Source organism: Fibrobacter sp. UWR2, from assembly GCF_002210285.1.
GTDB lineage: Bacteria > Fibrobacterota > Fibrobacteria > Fibrobacterales > Fibrobacteraceae > Fibrobacter.
On sequence record NZ_MWQE01000001.1, the window covers coordinates 191,289 to 209,199 of the forward strand.

Genomic DNA, 17,911 nt, shown 5'->3' on the forward strand with positions numbered 1-17,911 from the left:
GGCGTAGACATCATGCTTGCGCTCGACGTCTCGGGCTCCATGGGGACGCTCGACATGCTTACGCGTACCGAGCAGGCGAAACTCGGGGTGATGAATGCCGAACGAATCCTCAAGTCGGGCGACTACTGGAAATACAGCCGCATGGGCTATGCCCAGGTGGTGATTGCCGACTTTATCCAGAAGCGCCACAGCGACCGCATCGGGCTTTCTGCCTTCGGTAGCCGCGCGGTGACGCAGTGCCCGCTCACGCTCGATTACGGTAGCCTACTCGAGATATTGAAGGCGACAGACGAACTGGCCAAGGATTCCATTATCGCGGGTCGCACGGCAATCGGCGATGGCCTGATGAACGCGCTCGCCCGCCTGCAGAAGTCCGAGGCAAAATCGAAGGTCGTTGTCTTGCTGACAGATGGCCGCGACAATGCAAGCGTGATTTCGCCGGTCCGTGCGGCCGAAGTTGCGCAGTCGCTCGGAGTGAAAGTCTATACCGTGGGCGTGGGCAAGAAGAAGGGTAAGATTCTCGCGTTCCAGCAGAACCCGTGGACGGGTGAAATCTCGTGGGGCGAGCGCGAAATTACCCCCGAAGAAGGTATCGACGAGTCGACCCTCAAGGAAGTCGCCGCAAAGACGGGCGGAAAGTTCTACCGTGCCGAGAACAAGGAACAGCTGGAAGAAATCTATTCGGAAATCGACCAGCTCGAGAAGACCGAAATCGAGACAGTCGCCTACGCACGGTATGCCGAAAAGTTCTACCCGTGGCTATTGGTGGGCGCTATCCTCGTGTTGCTGGAATTGCTGCTTGCGAATACGCGCTTCGTGCGCATCCCGTAGTTACAGCGGTGCCGCGGGCTTGATGCAGTTACTTTCGGCCTTGTCCAGGAATGTGTCGATGGTGCGGGTATCGGGCGTGCCGTATTCGGACCAGTGTATGCTGAATGTGATAGGCCACGCCCCCTGCGACAGTTCCTGGCTCGTTGTGCTTGCCGTAATCAGCTTGTTTGCAAAAAACTCGATTTCTGCGAAGTCGCTGCATTCGGCGATAACCGCAAACTTGGCTTTGCTGTAATGGGCGATAAACGTGCCGCGCTGGACGCTCTGCTCGCGCAGGAATGTCGCCATTTTCTGGAGGGCGACGACGCCCGCGTCCTTGCCGTGCTTCTTTTGCATGGCCTTGAAGTTGTCTATCTCGATTTTGACAAGGAACAGCCTCTTGGCCGGGTCCTGGCTCTGTGTGATGGTATCCAGGTAGGATGATAGCTTGTTCGCATTGTTGAGTCCCGTTGTCAGGTCCACGGTAATATACTGTCGGGTCCGGTACATGTGGATGAACAGGGTGACGAGAACGAATACCGTCGAGGTTATGGGGAGTTCATAGAATTTTGCCTGCAGGATCAGGGTTAAAAGCGGGAACAGCATAACGGCTGCAATTATGTAGAAACACCGCCTATGGAATCTGCTGGTGCACTTGCGTGCTTTTTTTAGACAGAGACCGGATGCTGCGGCGATGTAGAGGATGGAAAGCATGTTCAACAAGATCCATACGGTCGGGTTCATGACGGCGGCTTCCTCCGTCAGGTGTATTAGGGTCTCGATGAGGGTGATGCAGCTGACGATGATGCTGGGACCTATGATGGGAATAAGCCACTTGCGCAGTACGTAGGTGTTTGCCGAGGTCGTGTAGAAAACGGAAAGGAACCAGCAGCACCCCATGCAGATGCAGGCGATGACCTTGAGGCTGTTGATGAGCCTGATAATGGGGAAACTTGATGTGGGAATGAATAGCTCGATCGAGTTGAGTACGCTAAACAAGACGGAACATTCTACAAGGCACTGGAAGGCGCGTGCCGACTTTTCCAGGACAGCACGCTCCCTGTTACCACACCATATAAATAGGTACACGATAATGCTGATAATGTCGATTTCGATTCTTAAAGCATCTATAGCCATAACGATCTTCCCAATGAGGAAAATATATCTTTTCCTTAACAATAATAACATTTTCGTAAGAAAAAACGAATTCTTGTGATTTTGGAGCAAAATAATGCAAAAAACGGGGCAAAAAAGCCTGTATTTTGTATATTCAGGGTGTTGCGGGGTATGCCCCGCCTTTTTGCCCCTCCGGAGGATGTAATGCGTTTTGCCGAACCGAACTTCTTGTGGTGCCTGTTTTCGCTCCCGTTTTTCGCGCTTCTGTTCTACTATGCCTATCGCCGTCGTAAAAAGCTGGCGTCCCGGTTTGTGTCCCTCCCGATGCTTTCCAAACTCTCTACGAGTGTCTCTCCCTGGCGTAGGCTTGCGAAGGTCCTGATTCTCCTGCTTGCCATAGCGTTCCTCTTTGTCGCGCTTGCACGCCCGCAGTGGGGCCGCAAGATGGAACATATCGAACGTCGTGGCCTGGACCTTGTGCTGCTGCAGGATATTTCGCTTTCGATGCTTGCCGAGGACGTGAAACCGAACCGCCTTGTGCGCAGCCGCCACGAGATTTCGTCGTTCCTGGAAAGCCTTTCGGGCGACCGCGTGGGCCTTGTCGCTTTCAGTGGGGAGGCTCAGGTGATGGTCCCGCTTACGCTGGACTACGGCACCGTGCAGATGATGCTGCGCGAACTGAATCCGGGTTGGCTCATGCCGGGCACGAACCTCGAGAACGCCATCCGCAAGGGAATGAGCCTGTTCAAGAATTCGGGCGGCGCGGGCAAGTATTCGGTGATGATCCTCATGAGTGACGGCGAGGAACTTGAGGCCGCCGCAGTGAATGCCGCTAAGGAAGCGGCGGAGATGGGCATCAAGATTTATACCATCGGTATCGGCAGCCGCGAGGGAGTGCCTATTCCGGTGAAGACGAAGAACGGTGAAGTCGCCTACAAGAAGGACGTGCAGGGCAATATCGTGACGACGCGCCTCGAGGAAGGGACGCTGCAGGAGATTGCGAGCGTGACGGGAGCCTTGTACTTCTATGCGAGTCCGGGCGAGTTCCAGCTGCAGAAGGTGCTGACCGAAATCGCGAGCCTCGAGAAGAAGGAACAAGCGTCTGACCGCATGGAGAACTACCAGGACCGCTACCAGATTTTCCTCGGACTTGCCGCCCTCCTGTTCCTGATAGAGGCTGTCGTGTCGGAGCGCGGCCGCCGCCGCAAGCAACTCGCTGGCCGCTTCAGCTAAAGACGTTTGTTGTAGGCTGTTGGCTGTGCGGATGTTGCGCGAAAGGTCTCCGTGAGCAACAAGCGACTCGTATCAACGAGTCGTGGTTGCGAGAGTGAGCGCATGCCGGAGTAACTTGATGCTAGAGTGAAGCGCGAACGGTCTTATACATAACTAAAAACTAAAAGACTCAGTGCATCAGCACTGAGTCTTTTAGTTTTTAGGAGGATAGAGAAGAGCCCCTCGGGTGGACTGTGTCTCTCCTGGAGACGGGCGGCTCGCCGAGGCGATGCCGAGTAATTATCCACCGGAAGGGCTCATTTTGTAATATACAGATTTTTTTGCCGTTGGAGCGCATCGCCCTCAAAAACGATATTCCAATATGGAAGAATGCTGTTTCGCGCTACGGAAAATCTATATTTAAGGGAAATGCGTAAATTTGACTGTATTATTGCCTGTATGGGGTTCGGGCTGGTTGGCATGGTGGCGTGCTCTTCCGGGCCGGCTCCCGCAACCGAGACTCCGGCGCCTTCTGCCGATACTACCGCTGCTGTCGCTCCCTCTGCAAAGGAGGATCCGGCCCCGGCTCCCGTAGCTGTAGATGCCCTCCCTGCTTCGTATAAGGATATCAAGTATCCCGATTACAAGTACGTAGCCCCGTACCCAAAGGATTACCGTGTGGAACTGGGTGAAGGCATTGCCGGGTACATCGTTCCCGACCGTAGCCTTCCGCTGGTGAACTTTACCGTCTATTTCGAAAATCCGCGCGTACCGACTGATATCAAGGACGAGGCGGGTAACGAGATTGTGGGCTCCATGTTCCGTCGTGGAGGTGGAGTCGATATTTCTGCACATGCACTGGACGATACGCTTGAATTTATAAGTGCCGGGCTTTCGACATCTGTTGGGACATGGGTGTCGAGTTTCAGCGTCAACAGCCTGACGAAGGATTTTGCGACAATGCTTGACTTGGCGCAGAAGGTTGTCCTGAAGCCTGCATTCGACAAGGAACAGCTCGAAATCGTCAAGGCGAATTTTGTGACGGCATACGAACAGCGCTTTGACACTCCGGCAAAGGTACTTTCTTCGCTCCGGAACAAGGTGAACTATGTACCTTGCCCACGCCTGTGGGAAGCGAACGCCGACGAGTACAAGAAGGTTGCCGTTGCCGATTTGAAACGCTTGTCGCAGGGTGCCTTCGCGAAGGGCCGTGTCGTGTTCGCGCTTTCGGGTGATATCGACCGCGACAGTGCTATCGTCACCTTGAAGGATTTTTTTGCCCGCTGGAATGTGGAACCGGCGAAGCCCGTTAAGGGCAAGCCCCTCTTTGACGCCCCGACGCCGATTGCCTTCCTGAACAAGCCGGGAACCTACGTTGTGGACAAGGATATTACGCAGGCGAACATTTCGCTGAACCAGCCTTTTGTAAAACGCCCGCATCCGGATTATTACCCGACGGCCGTCGCGAACTTTATTCTGGGGGGAGGCAGTTTCTCGTCGCGCCTCATGACGCGCGTGCGTAGCGACGAGGGCCTTGCTTACCATATCAGCAGCCGTGCCGGCAACGACTACCGCGATACGGCGATGGTTACCATCAGTTTGCAGACGAAGGTGGAGTCTGCCGCCCGTGCGCTTGAACTCATTTACGGCGAAATCGAAAAACTCGCAAAAGAGGGCCCGAGCGAAGAGGAACTGGCGATGGCGAAGAAGACCCTGGTCGAAAGCCTGCCGGGCGAATTCGATTCCCCGGCATCGACGGCCATCATTTTTGCAAAGAACGAGATGATTGGCAAGACGTTCGACCATTACCTGGATTATGTGAAAGAAATCAACGCTGTTACCGCCGAACAGGTGAAGGCGATGATTGCCAAGTACTACACCAAGGACAAGATGACGATTTCTGTAGTGGGCCCGGTAAGCAAACTCGAATCGCTGAAGCCGTTTACAGTCGTCCCGCTTGATAGTCTCGAATTTAGGTAGTTTCCGGATTGTTATGCAGAAAAGAATTTGGACATGCGTTCCTCAGGTTGTAATCGCGATACTCTTCGTGATGTTTTCGGGTGTGTGTTCATTTGCTGCAGAAAACGAGAATATGCTCGGCGCCGATTCCGTGGTGCGCAATAGCCTGTTGAAAAAACTCGGCAATGAAGATGATTTGCGCTCCCTGTGTTCTGGCCTAAAGAAGTGCCTTAATATCGATTTTCCCGGGTGTTCTGCAGGCGATAAGCACACCTGGCCGCACCTCAAGTACGACGAAGCGTACTGCAGTGTATACCACGAGGTAGTGAAGCGCGGATTTGAGCCTAAGCCGGGTGTCCCGATGGCCGAAGAAGTCTTTGCTAGACTCGGACGCAGGTACAGGGCTATCTACGAGAACAAGGGTACGCTTCCGCTCGGCGAAAATGTCATCAGCTACTTGTTTGACAATATGCCTTTTACGGCGGAACTCATCAATGCCTATCTCGGGACGAACTACTCGCTTGAATACACGAGCAGGAACCGCAGGTATTTTAACGGCAGTAACGGACGGAGCCTTTCGGGCGAATTCTACTGGGCCCTGCAAGATAGCGCAGGGCAAAAACTTGGCATGCGTAACCTGTTTTTCGGCTACGGGCATGCGAAGGTGCTCAAGTGGGCGCTGCATGGCACGGCTATTGCCTTCCTGGATATGGACGAAACTCCTAATAAGCAGATTAAGTATAAACTAACTGCCGTCGTGTTTCCTGGAAATTCCGTACTCAATTCTATCATGCAGATGAATGTGTTCAAGAGTGTGGTGAACGACAAGATTGACCATATCGTAAAAGATATCAAGAAGGCGTCGGGTAGCTATTTCGGGGGGAATAAGGAACCCATGCTCAAAAGCGCGAGCCTGAAATCCTATGAGAACGTGCAGTACGTAATTGATTTCGAGAACGTGGTGAATGGTGCCCCGTGGAAACTGGGCGATTTTGAAAAGTTACAGAAGGAACGCGAAAAGCAGAGGCTCGAAAGCGTCCCGATAAAGGTTGACGATACAAGGATCGAAAAAAAATGAGCGAGAACGAAAAAGAAAGTCTTGAATCCCTCCTGGCTCGTGTTACGGAACGCCGTCGCGAGCTTTTGACCGGCGTGGTAAACCGTCGTACGAGGCACTTCTGTATGGTGCTCGAGGACCTTTTCGACCCGCACAATATTTCTGCGGTAATCCGTACGGCAGAAGTGTTCGGCCTGCAGGACGTTCACATTATCGAAGAAGACAACGCATACAGCGTGAACAAGTCCATATTGAAGGGCAGTTACAAGTGGATGAGCCTGTACTTGTACAAGAAGCGCATGCTCTGCATGGAAAAACTGCGCACCAAGGGCTACAAGATTGCTGTTGCGAGTACGAATACCACGAACTCCGTGCTGGATCTCGATTTGAGCCAGCCTACGGCATTCTATCTCGGGAGCGAGTTCCACGGGAACCACCCCGATACGCTTGCGCATGCCGACTATGAATTCAAGCTGCCGCAGTATGGGATTACCGAATCGATGAACGTCTCTGTCGCGGGTGGCGTGCTCATGACCTACCTCGACGTGTTCATGCAGAAGGAAGGCCGCGAGAAGTTCCTGCTTCCGCCTGAAGAACGCAATGCCCTGCTGCGCGATTGGCTTGATCGCCACGTGAACGGCATCGAGAACAACAGCCCCATTGTACGTGTGGAAGGGTAACCCTCCCTTGAAAAAACTGCCAAAAATCGCCTGTTTTGCGGAAACTTTCGTTGAAAGTCCTGTTGAATATGCTAGATTGTGGGACAAATGAAAAAGAATTCGGTCCTATACTTTTCTGTTGGCCTAGTCGTATTACTGGCTATCGTGATTCTTGTGTTCGGGATGTTCTTCTTGAACGAGAAGGACCCGCGCGAAACATTCCATACCTACTATCTGCGCTTTACCCAGGTCAGTACGCTGGTTCTTGACGACCCTGTGAAGGTCAACGGCGTCAAGATGGGTAAGGTCGAGGACATTAGCCTGGCTGGCCACCGCGTTGTCGTACGCATCAGGCTCCGCACCGACGTGAAGATTCCGAAGGATTCCGAGATTCGTGTGCAGAATATCGGTATCATGGGTGAACGCCAGATTGGCATGATTCTGGGCGATGCCGAAACCTACTGGGCCCCGAACGATACCATCAACGGTCAGTTCGATGCGGGTATTGCCGAAGCTCTTGGGCTTGCTGGCGAAGTCTGTGACAGCACCAAGGTGCTGCTGGAATCCGTGAAAGCCGCCCTGAACGGCACTATTGCGAGTCCCGATTTTCAGGACCGCTTCAGGACCATTCTTGCCAAGGCCGAATCTCTGGAAGACCGCCTGATGACCATGGTCAATACGACCGATCCGCAGCTTAAAAAGAGCCTTGCCAGTTTGAACGAGGTGATGGGTAAGGTCGATGCTCTTGTGGATGGGGTTAAGCCTCCGCTGGATGGCTTGTTTGCCAACGCCGACAAGGTTATTGGGAACGCCGATGGCCTGGTGGGTGAACTCGAGGGCGTGACGAAGCATTTGGATGAACTAATTGCTAAGGTGCAGTCCAAGGACAATACGGTCGGAGTCCTTCTGTCTGACAGAAAATTGCATGACGACTTGGTCAAGACGGTCCATTCGGCGGATAGCCTGTTCCGCGTGATTCTGCACGACGGGCTTGATGTCAACGTGGATTTCTTCTGAGGAAACGATGATAGAGAAGATTCTCACAGTCACGAATAAACTTGGAATTCACGCAAGGCCTGCTGGCATGATTGTCGATATTACGGGCCCTGCAAAAAGCGATGTCACCATCGAGTTCGATGGCTCTAGGGCGAATGCGAAGAGTATCTTGAACGTGATGATGCTTGCTATCCCGGTAGGCTCGGAGGTCCGTTTCGAAGTGGACGGCGAGGACGAGCAGGAAGTTGTGCTGAAACTGGAAACGCTCTTCCATGACAATTTCAACGAAGAGCCCTAAGTCCGCAAGGCAAGTCCTTGTCGGTATTCCCGCGTCGCCCGGCTTTGTCATGGGGCGCGCGTTTCAGGTTGCTAGTCGTGAAATAACGGTAGTCGAAGAGACAATCCCCGAATCGAGAATTGATGCGGAAGTAGAAGTGTTCCGCAGGGCGGTGACGCGTACATCAAAAGAGATTGCACAAATCAAGGAAATATCGGAGACACGCACGGGCGTGCACGATAGCCTGATATTTGCGACTCACCTAATGATTTTGCAGGATCCGGGGCTCGTGAACGGCGTCCTGAACATGATTCGCAAGGAACGCAAGAATGCCCGCTGGGCCTTGCACGTGGTCCTTGGCGGCTATATCGATAATTTCGAGAAGATTGATTCGCCCGCGATGCGCGACAAGGCGACGGACCTGCGTGACCTGCATAACCGCCTCATGGCGGCGATGGATGATGCCGGACCGGCCTTGCAGGAAGTGTCTAGCGAAGATGGGGCCGTCATTGTCGCTCACGAGATTTTGCCGAGTTTCTTGATGGCGCTCAAGCCCGGGCAGGCGCGAGCGCTATTGATGGATACCGGCGGTAGAACGAGCCATGTGGCGATTCTTGCCCGCTCCCTCCAGATTCCGGCAGTTTCCGGCCTTAGGAACGTTGCTGCGGTCGTGAAACCCGATGATACCCTTATCGTGGATGGTTCCGGCGGCCTTGTCATCGTGAACCCGAACGAAGACGATATCCGCAAGTTCCGCGAACGCCAGGAAGTGTTTGAACGCCAGCGCCGTGAACTTTTCACCATGCGTAGGCTCGAACCGATGACTCGCGATGGAAAGTATATTACGCTGCATGCAAACGTCGAACTCCCGAGCGAAGCCTCCAAGGTGATGGACTATGGTGCGACGGGTGTGGGCCTGTACCGTTCGGAATTCCTGTTCCTGCAGTATGCCGCACCTACGGAGGAGGAACAGACCGAGGCATACCGTCAGATCCTCGATACGCTTTCTCCGTGCCCGGTGACGATTAGAACGCTCGATGCGGGTGGCGATAAGCTTGTGTCGGGCATTACCGCGACGAGCGAGGCAAACCCGTTCATGGGATGGCGGTCTATCCGCGTGTGCCTCGACCGCGAAGACATTTTCTGCACACAACTGAAGGCGCTTTTGAAGGCGAACGAGAAGGGCAACCTGAGGATATTGTTGCCCATGATTTCGGGCCTCGATGAATTCCGCAAGGCGAAGTCCTACATTAAGCGCTGTTCCGACGAACTGAAGGCGGAAGGTATCGAGGTCGCTCCGGTGAAGGTGGGCGTGATGATCGAGGTGCCTGCCGCAGTCGTACTCGTAGACATGCTTGCGAAGGAGGCGGATTTCTTCAGCATCGGTACGAACGACCTTATCCAGTTCACGCTTGCGGTCGACCGCACGAACGAACTTATCACGGACATGTTCCAGCCGCACCATCCTGCAATACTCAAGATGATTTATCAAACGGTGAATGCGGCCCACAGGGAAGGCATTCCGGTGGCGGTCTGTGGCGAAATGGGCTCTGACCCCATGAGTGTGCTTTTGCTTGTCGGCCTGGGTGTAGATGAACTTTCCATGACGCCCTGGAGCGTGATGGCCACAAAGAAGATTATTCGTTCGATTAACTTCGAAGATGTCCGCGAAAGTGCGCTTACTGTATTGCAGATGGACGATGCCAACAGCGTGAACGGGTATATGTACAGGAAGTACGCGCAGACCATTACCGATCTCGGCATCTCGAGCTTTATCGGCCAGGTCGCGAGCGAATCGGCGAAGTCCTGATTTTGGAGGTGTGAATGTTGTTTTGTAGATCGGTGCCCTTCCGCCGTTTTATTCCTGCTTTGGGATTGATTGTCGCATGCAATGCATGCGGCGAGAATGGTGGTCGGACTTCCGAGAATGCTGCCCCCGCTGATTCCAATACGACGATAGAAGACGCCATCCCGCAAGACCCGTACGCAGCACTCGAACAGATAGCGCCGGGCGATTTTCATAATCGCGTTGTCCGCGCTGACCGTGCCAAGAGGAGCATGGAAGATTCCTTGCTTGCTGGCGATGTGCGCGATTATGCCCGTGCCGCATTTTACTATTACTCCGAGAAATGGGATAGTGCGTATTCTGCCTACGACGCACTTCGAAGCCGAGACCCGAAACTCGAGGCCGAGGTGGTCCTGCGTATGGCAAAATCGAAGTTCCATGTGAACGATTATGATGGAATGCGCCGTGCACTTACACTTGGCTCGAAGTTCTCGAAGAATGATGCATTTGCCCGTGCGGCGGCACGACTCCGCGTGGAGGCTTCCCTTGCCGATTCGACACTGGGAGAGAAGGCTCATGCGGATTCCCTGAAGGCCTTTCTGGATAGGTTCCCTAAGGGAGACGATGCTGCGGTACTGAAATACCGTTACGCCTCGTATTTGGAACAAAATAAGCAACAGAAGCAGGCGAAACGCTATTACATGCAGTTGCTTACGACTTCGACTCCGTACAGGGATTCCGCCTTTGTGGCCATAAGACGCCTGCGTACGGTGCAGGCATCTCCTGAAACGCTTGCCGAAAAGGTCGCCTATGCGAAGATGGCTTGCGCGAAGGACGAGGCACAGAGTTGTATTGGACTTTTGGATTCCATCCGTATTCTCGACGAGGACATGGTGGCGAAAAATCCGCAGTCGGTGCAGCCGGTTCCGGAAGGGTCCCCGCTTGCAGAACTGAAGAGTTCGCTCGACATGAATACGCGTATCGTACTGTGGAGCAAACGCGGCGATGCGCTCAAGGCGATGAACAGGAACGACGAGGCGATTGCGCAGTTTACGTTCCTTATCGATTCTGTCGAGGCGCGCGCGGTATGGATTCAGGCGGCGCTGCGCCTGCATCGCAGTGCAGCGAAAAAGAATGCAAAGGAAATTCGCAGGCTTGATGCCATGTTGCAGAGTGCGAACAAGTACAGCAAGGAAAATGCGAACAACCTTTGGGTCCGCGGATTCGAACACGAACAGCAGGAGCGCTATGACAGTGCTGTTGTAACGTTCGAAAAACTTGCCGATAAGCATTTCGGGAACAATATCAAGCACCAGTGGGCAAAATTCCGCATAGGCTTTATCTACTTCAAGCAGGAACGCTGGGCCGATGCCGAGAAGGCTTTGGCCGAGGCGAAACGCGAACCGTTCCTGTGGAGCGGAAGCGCGTCGAGGTATTTCCTTGCCGAAACCTACATGAAGATGGGGAAAGATTCCCTCGCTCGCGATGCCTTTTTGGACTGTATCGCCGATTTCCCGCTTGGCTACTATGCGCACCGGAGCCGCATGAAACTCGTTGAATATGAACTGATGGAAAAGTTCGAGGTGCCCTATGCGAAGGGCGTGCCTATGACCGGCGAGGCGACGCTTGCCTGGGTGAAGAATATCCAGAAGGGCGCGAAAGACCCGACGTACACGCAGGAACGCTATGACCGCATAAAGAAACTGTTCCAGTACGGGTTTAGCGACGAGGCTTTCGCCCTGTACGACGAGGCCCGCAAGAAGAATGCGAAACGCCTTGATTTTTTGTATGAGTACGGGAACCTCTTTTATGAGATGGGTGAGACTGCTGCTGGGTACAGGCTTGCGCGCCAGTTCCAGGCGAATATCGACCGTCGCCTTCTGGCCGATGCCCCGATTGCGATTTTGCATTACCTGTTCCCGCTACCTTACCGCGACCAGGTGAAGTTCCACTCGGGAATGCGCATAGACCCGTTTTTCGTTTATAGCGTGATGCGCCAGGAATCCATATTCGACTACCAGATTACGTCGCCTGCAGGTGCATGTGGCTTGTTGCAGATTATGCCTGCGACCGGTAAGATGCTTGCAAAGCAGGAATACCTGGATACCTTCGATCCGGCGCAACTTTACAACCCGTACATGAATATCCGTTTGGGAGTCCGCTATCTTGTAGACCTGAAGACACAATACAGCAACGACTACATGTATGTGCTGGGAAACTACAATGCTGGCCCCAAGCCCACCAAGCGCTGGCAAAAGGCGGGTGAGGGCAAGCCCTGGGATATCCGTGCCGAAGAAATCAGTTACTGGGAAACCCGTGACTACGTGAAGCGGGTCATGGGGAATTACTGGATTTATCAGGAAATATACGACGAGATTTAGCAGATGCTTTTCCTTCTTCTGACAATTGGCCCGGCATTCCTGTTTGCTTGTGGAAATATCCTGGAAAAGTCCGGGGTTTCGACGGTAGGCAAGCGCACCGGCGGCACGTCCAGACCTTGGGAATTCTTCAAGGGCGTGGTGACTAACAAGTTCTGGTGGCTGGGTATCGCTTGCTCGGGGCTTGCAACTCTCGGGTACTATATCGCCATGGCCCGCTATGACCTTTCGCAGGTGCAGCCCATGATGGTCCTGAATCCGGTACTGACCGCTCTGATGGGGTTCTGCATCTTGAAGGAGGTCCTGACAAAGCGCATTGTTGTCGCAATCTGCTTTGTGGTGGCAGGCCTACTCTATTCGGTAGAAAATTTGGGAGAATCGACTAGCCTGCAGAATGTTGGAATTCTTTGGGTTTACGCCGGTATCCTTTGTGCGGTAACGCTGGTTGCGCATTTGTTCGTGAAAAACCGCGAGGTGGTGGATTCACTTATCATGGGTGTTGGGTTCGGCCTTTCTGCTGCTTTCTACAAGAGCCTCGCAATGGATTTTGACTTGGACCATATCGCGCTTTCGTCAGTTGCAAGCCTGCTGCTTGATTTCAGGACGCTTGGCTATGTGGCTACCTACAGCATTGCTTTCCTGTATTCGCAGGTCTCGTTCTCGCGTGGGCGTGCTCTGTTCATCATTCCGTTCAGTGCTGCCGTCGGGGCGGCTGTGCCTACCTTGGCGGGAGCAGTCGTGTTTTCGGAGGCATTCCCTATAGGGAAGGTCATTTCGGTGACTCTGGTACTGATTGGCGCTTGCCTGTTCATTGTCCGGCGCCCGCACCGCTCTCAGACGAAAAAAATGCCTTAGTTGGCTGGATTCCCTTGCGGAAAATCACGTGACGTGCGGGAAAATTTGAATTTTCCCGTTCGAGAAGGTATATTCTGTATATGGTGTGTAGGTCCACTCTTGTAACACTCTCTTTGTTGACGGTGCTTCTCGCGGCATGTTCGGACGATAGCGGATCGGGCTCTTCCGTCGAATTGCCCGAAAGTTCCGCCTCGTCATCGGTTCCCTTTGTGGGGGGCTCCCCGGTGGTGGTGACGGAAGTGGACCCGGTGAATACCACTTTTAAGGATCATGAGGGTGGCGATGCCGGCTGGGTGGAGTTCTTCAATCCGTCCGAAACGCCCGTAAACCTTGCTGGTCTCTACTTGACCGATGACCTTTCGCAGCCTAGGAAGTGGGCTTTTGGGAACGTTCCTGTGCCGCCGCAGGGGTTCATGGTGCTGTTTCTTTCGGGGAAAGACTTGCCCGATTACGAGGCTCCCCATGATTCAGCAGATTTGATTGGTCATGGATGTTGGACCTGGACTGATTCGCAAAATGAGCCCGTTGCGGGCGAGAGCCGTGCGGATAATCTCCCGGGCAAGTCAAAGATCTGTTTTGCTGAAAATGGGAGCCAGGCTTTCGGGAGCAGCATGCAGTACGGTGTGAACGAGGAACTGGGGTGGACATCGATTTCAGTCTTCGTGGGGACGGGGTCGTCCTCGAAAAATGATGTGCTCGACATCTCGAATGCGAACGAGATTCTTTTGACGGGATTTGTGACGGCGGGCCGCAAGCTTTCGCTTAGGCTCGCGCAGCCCGATGTAGATGACTGGCTTGGGTGGGAATCTGTCATCGAGGGTACGGGCGATTCCAATACGACGTATACTATCGCTCTTCCGCAGGGGACTAAACTCCCTGACCTCGAGAACATCTACGGTACGCGATTCAGCCCGGAATCGAACGAGACGAAGGAGGTCAACATGAAGGTGACCTCGTACATAGCTCGCAATCGCGGGCACGAACCGCATGCGAACTTCAAGCTGCATCACAAGGGCGGGAGCCTCTACCTGATGAATGAAGACGGTGCTATTGTGGATTCCGTCGCATACCCTGCGATGCCTGTCGGTAAGACGTGGTCATTCGGTGTATCGCCTGCAGGTGCGGCGACCTATGGCTTCGCGGACCCGAGCCCTTATGGTGGAGCCTTCTCGTCGGTTGTTTATTCCGAACGTTCTCCGGTAGTTTCCGATAAGATGCCTCCCTCGGGTTTTTACAAGGAACCGTTCTTCGTGACTTTCTATACCGATGAGGAGAGCAATGCGCACGTGCGTTGCCGGGAAGGTGGAGCGTTGCCCGATGCGAGCCAGCCCGAAACAATGGGCCTGACTGTTTCTTCTACGACAGTTTTGCGCTGCGCCTCCTTTATGCCGGGAAAGTATCCGGGCGACGTGGAAACCCGTACCTACGTATTCGAGGACCAGCCGACGATTGCCTCCGTGTTCATTACCGCAAATCCGCTTTCGCTGTTCGATCCGGATACGGGCCTCTACATGGATGGCCCCGATGCGCAGGCAAAGGAGCCGCATTACGGTGCGAACTACTGGTCCGACCGTGAACTCCCCGCATTTGTGGAACTTGTTGAACCCGGTGGCAGTGAACCCGGATTTGCGAAGGATGCTGGCTTCCAGATTTTTGGCAACTACAGCAGGGCCCGCGAGAAGAAGTCTGTCGCTATCGTGTTCCGCGAGAAGTACGGCGACAAGCGCCTGGAATATCCGCTTTTCCCTGCATATCCGGAACTGAACAAGTTCAAGAGTTTTATCCTGCGTACGGGCAATTTCGGGATGGACTACATCCACGATGACCTAGCAAGTTCGCTTTCCGAAGGCCTCGGGGTCGATTACCAGCGGAGCAGACCGGCAATCGTCTACTACAATGGCGAGTACTATGGAATCCAGAATATCCGTGAACGCTCGAACCGTTACTACTTCGAGACGCATTACGGCTACGATCCGGACAACATCGACCTTCTGAAGGCGGATAACTCGGCAAGCAGTGGAGAGTCTTCGGACTATACCGAACTTTTGGACTGGATGGAAATGCACCCGCTCGATGATGACGCGAATTACCAATATGTGGCGTCGAAGATTGATATAGACAATTTTATCAACTATCAGCAGACGGAAATTTACGCGAATAACCGCGACTGGCCCTCGAACAACCTGAAAAAGTGGCGTGTGCGTAACCCGGCTTCTCCGTGGAGGTGGTTCCTGTACGACATGGATTTCGGATTCGGGAACGATATGAGCGAGTACACGAACAATATATTTGAGTTTGCTGCCGCCGAGGATGGCGAAGACTGGCCGAATGGCCCCAAGTCGACCTTCCTGTTCCGGAAATTGCTAGAAAACAAGTCGTTTACGAATAAGTTTGTGAACCGTATGTCGGCGCTCCTTTCTATGAACTTCGAAAAATCTCGCGTACTTGCCCGCATAGAGGCGATGATGGATGAGATTTCAGCCGAGGTGGGGCGCGACCAGAAACGTTGGGGCCATAGTGCAAGCTGGATGGGAAAGGTGCTTGATGGTATGAAGGATTTTGCGGAAGAGCGCCCCGGTGTCCTCTATAGTGAAATGCAGGAATTCTTTAATCTAGATGAAATCGTCTCGGTGACACTTTCTGCAAACGGAAATGGACGTGTGCTTGTAGACGGCCTCCCGCTCGACAGTCCTTCGCTGAAAATCAACTTCTTCAAGGGCACGCCGGTTACCCTATCTGCAGAGGGAATTGGCGGAGGGATATTTGCCGGTTGGAGCGACGGCGTTATGGAAGCCTCCCGTACGATTCTGCCCGAAGAAATCGATGCCCTGACGGCGACATTCAAGTAGTCTGGGTGCAATCCAGTAAAGACCCGTCGACAAAAGCCGACGGGTCTCTGTTTGCCTAAGTAAGACTTGTGGCTTACAGCTTCTGATGCTTTAAACGCTCTACTTCTCTATTGGCCATGTCTAGTTTCTGTAGTTTCTCGATGATGGGGGCGCACTGGCTTTTGTCCATATTGAAGTTTGTTCCGCAAATAGGACATTTTACTGAAGTACCGCAGAGAAAGTCGTGCAGGCTTAACTTGATGTACCCCTTTTGGCAAACAGGGCACGGAACTCCGGTTGGTGAATTGTATGTTTTTTCGTTCATGGTTATTTTACGTAGTAGTAGATGTCGACGCTGACTGTTGAACCATTGCTGTGAGTGAAAGTGACTTTCTGTGATGAACCATGCTTGACTTGTCCCTTGTTCTTGATGCTCGCGACCCATGGAATTCCGCCCTGTTCGTTGGTGACCACGCTGAGTCCGCTACCCCAGTGTTTTTTGTCGTTTGAGAGCGAGAGACCTGTGGATTCGTCGTAGTAGACCGTGACAAGTTCGTTCGCGACGCCCTGATTAGTTAAGGGGTCTTTCAACTGTAGGAAGGAATCGTTTCCCTTTCCGATTTCGACCTTGACGGTCTTGTCTTGTGGACAAATCTCTGCTGTAGAAATATTCTGTGCGTTGGCGCCCATCATTGCCAGCAGGTTGCTTAATCCGGCAGGCATGTCTGCTTGGACGACCTTCACTTTGACGTTTATATTGGCGTCGAGATGTGGGCTGTTGGGATTGCTTGGGCTATTCTTCCCTTTTTGCGGAGCCAGGGTGGCGATAATATTTTTTTTGATTAAATCGGGAGAATTCTCGTCTATTTGTTTTGTAAGATCATTGACAGAATCGATGATCCGGACACAAAAATCAAAATCTGCATTGTCTACGTGGAGAAGTGGAAGAGGAATCAAGGACAATGTGGGAATAGACATCGCCTTTGTCTCGATTTCGCCGTTTGCTCCAGTTTGCGTGTAACGGAATGTAGTCTTTTTTAGATCTCCGATAATATTGGTGTCTTTTGGCTCCGGTTGGGGCTCGCCCGAGTGTACAGGTTCTTTGCTGAAGCCATACTCGCTAATGAATTCAGCGGTCCTTCGCGCAGCCATGTAATCTGCCGTGATGATGGCATCGATGGGTGTAAAGAAGATGTTTTCAAGGGTTGCTGTTTGTGACATGGAGCCTCCTTAGTCAACTATGACGAAATCGCCGCCACTAGGATTATGCGGATTCTCTACCCAGCGATAATTTTCCAGTTTGGTGGTTATGTGGAGTGTCTGGATAACTTCCGGTGACAAGCCGGACAGAGTCGTACCATCTACGATTACTTCAAGTTCACCGATTTGCTCAGCAGTGAAGTTTTCGATATTCTGACGCTCATTGGTGATGATATCGGACAAGGCCTTCTTTTGACTTGAGGAAATTTCTGTATCCCCTAGGAGGGAGGAACTCAGAACCTTTGCGACGGCCGTAGAAGTGTCGTCCGCAGATTTCTTTTCGATACCGGATGCGTAGAGTGTTTCCTGCACTCGTGATATCAGTGCTTTCCGTTTGATATCGTCATCGAGTATGAGCGCTTCCTTTTCGGGGAGGCTTGTACGCAGTTTGTCGATTAGTTTTTCGGCTGTAGCTTGGTTTGCAGACCTGTTCAGCGTTATCTGCGGTTCGATGGACTGGAGTTTTTTTGTCGTGTTGAGAGTGTTACCCTCGATAAATTCCTCTACGGCATAACGCAGAGTTATGTCGACTTCGGACATGACTGCGTTTGGCAATTGGAGGTATTTGAGCAGTTCATCTTTGCTGTACTGCTTGGCAAGTTTGCTGGTGGTGAGGTTACTCTGGTGTTGTGCGCTATCAATAGCATTGAGGATGGAAGCAATAACAGTTTTTAACTTAGGCATGTTTTTAGATGGGGGTTATACCCCGGACAGGGAA

At 52.8% G+C, this 17,911-nt stretch carries 14 protein-coding genes; 11 read left to right on the plus strand and 3 right to left on the minus strand.

The genetic code is table 11. The features are described from left to right. The first annotated feature begins 12 nt into the window (after nt 1–12). Nucleotides 13–831: a VWA domain-containing protein gene (locus tag B7994_RS00725; RefSeq protein ID WP_369832747.1), complete on the plus strand. Its 819-nt coding sequence runs from the start codon at nt 13–15 to the stop codon at nt 829–831. On the opposite strand, the gene B7994_RS00730 is transcribed toward B7994_RS00725, so the two are convergent. Continuing rightward, nucleotides 832–1,947: a GGDEF domain-containing protein gene (locus B7994_RS00730; RefSeq protein ID WP_158213031.1), complete on the minus strand. Its 1,116-nt coding sequence runs from the start codon at nt 1,945–1,947 to the stop codon at nt 832–834. A gap of 183 nt (nt 1,948–2,130) precedes the next feature. On the opposite strand from B7994_RS00730, the gene B7994_RS00735 reads away from it, so the two are divergent. From B7994_RS00735 to B7994_RS00780, 10 genes are all read left to right on the plus strand, one after another. After that, a complete protein-coding gene (locus B7994_RS00735; protein ID WP_088637191.1) occupies nt 2,131–3,159 on the plus strand; it encodes a VWA domain-containing protein in 1,029 nt (342 codons plus the stop codon). Nucleotides 3,160–3,567: 408 nt separating this feature from the next. Then, a complete protein-coding gene (locus B7994_RS00740; protein ID WP_233142911.1) occupies nt 3,568–5,118 on the plus strand; it encodes a pitrilysin family protein in 1,551 nt (516 codons plus the stop codon). A gap of 13 nt (nt 5,119–5,131) precedes the next feature. Beyond that, the gene (locus tag B7994_RS00745; RefSeq protein ID WP_144063692.1) at nt 5,132–6,175 is read left to right on the plus strand and encodes a hypothetical protein; all 1,044 of its coding nucleotides are present in this window, start codon (nt 5,132–5,134) and stop codon (nt 6,173–6,175) included. Beyond that, entirely contained in the window at nt 6,172–6,834 is a 663-nt protein-coding gene (locus B7994_RS00750) for an RNA methyltransferase (RefSeq protein WP_088636575.1), read from the plus strand. Before B7994_RS00745 ends, B7994_RS00750 begins: the two co-directional genes overlap by 4 nt. Before the next feature lie 87 nt (nt 6,835–6,921). Continuing rightward, on the plus strand, nt 6,922–7,830 hold the full coding sequence (locus tag B7994_RS00755) for an MlaD family protein (RefSeq protein ID WP_088636576.1): 909 nt from the start codon (nt 6,922–6,924) through the stop codon (nt 7,828–7,830). A 7-nt stretch (nt 7,831–7,837) separates the two neighbouring features. After that, nucleotides 7,838–8,107 (plus strand): HPr family phosphocarrier protein, encoded by a 270-nt coding sequence (locus B7994_RS00760; RefSeq protein ID WP_088636577.1) that lies wholly within the window; start codon nt 7,838–7,840, stop codon nt 8,105–8,107. After that, nucleotides 8,082–9,896, plus strand: coding sequence for a phosphoenolpyruvate--protein phosphotransferase (gene ptsP, locus B7994_RS00765; RefSeq protein ID WP_088636578.1), 1,815 nt, complete (start codon nt 8,082–8,084; stop codon nt 9,894–9,896). The genes B7994_RS00760 and ptsP overlap by 26 nt, the downstream gene beginning before the upstream one ends. A 14-nt stretch (nt 9,897–9,910) precedes the next feature. Beyond that, nucleotides 9,911–12,253, plus strand: a complete 2,343-nt coding sequence (locus B7994_RS00770; RefSeq protein ID WP_088636579.1) for a lytic transglycosylase domain-containing protein — start codon at nt 9,911–9,913, stop codon at nt 12,251–12,253. Between the two features lie 3 nt (nt 12,254–12,256). Continuing rightward, a complete protein-coding gene (locus tag B7994_RS00775; RefSeq protein WP_088636580.1) occupies nt 12,257–13,105 on the plus strand; it encodes an EamA family transporter in 849 nt (282 codons plus the stop codon). Nucleotides 13,106–13,185: 80 nt separating this feature from the next. Next, a complete protein-coding gene (locus tag B7994_RS00780) occupies nt 13,186–15,954 on the plus strand; it encodes a CotH kinase family protein (RefSeq protein ID WP_088636581.1) in 2,769 nt (922 codons plus the stop codon). A 306-nt stretch (nt 15,955–16,260) separates the two neighbouring features. On the opposite strand, the gene B7994_RS00785 is transcribed toward B7994_RS00780, so the two are convergent. Together B7994_RS00785 and B7994_RS00790 are read right to left on the minus strand one after the other, a co-directional pair. Then, on the minus strand, nt 16,261–17,154 hold the full coding sequence (locus tag B7994_RS00785; protein ID WP_088636582.1) for a DUF2589 domain-containing protein: 894 nt from the start codon (nt 17,152–17,154) through the stop codon (nt 16,261–16,263). 9 nt (nt 17,155–17,163) lie between these two features. Next, on the minus strand, nt 17,164–17,877 hold the full coding sequence (locus tag B7994_RS00790; RefSeq protein WP_088636583.1) for a hypothetical protein: 714 nt from the start codon (nt 17,875–17,877) through the stop codon (nt 17,164–17,166). Nucleotides 17,878–17,911 lie beyond the last annotated feature (34 nt).